Consider the following 253-nt stretch of genomic DNA (forward strand, 5'->3'; position numbering starts at 1 on the left):
GTACAGCACGTCGACGTCCGGCACGCTGATCACCGCGCGCTCGGAAACGTTGGTGAACTGGGCGATCTTGCGGCGCTCCGAATCCGGCACGGCCTGTTCCGAACGGCACAGCAGCACGTCCGGCTGGATGCCGATCGAGCGCAGTTCCTTCACCGAATGCTGGGTCGGCTTGGTCTTCAGCTCACCAGCGGCGCCGATGTACGGCACCAGGGTGAGGTGCATGAACAGCGCCTTCTCCGGGCCACGCTCGGTG

General features: G+C 65.6%; 1 pseudogene. It reads right to left on the bottom strand.

Features of this window, described 5'->3' with window-relative positions:
* Positions 1-253 (bottom strand): annotated as a pseudogene (locus tag CDN38_RS33760) (CTP synthase); the annotation flags it as partial.

Source organism: Mycobacterium ostraviense (assembly GCF_002705925.1).
Taxonomy (GTDB): Bacteria; Actinomycetota; Actinomycetes; order Mycobacteriales; family Mycobacteriaceae; genus Mycobacterium; species Mycobacterium ostraviense.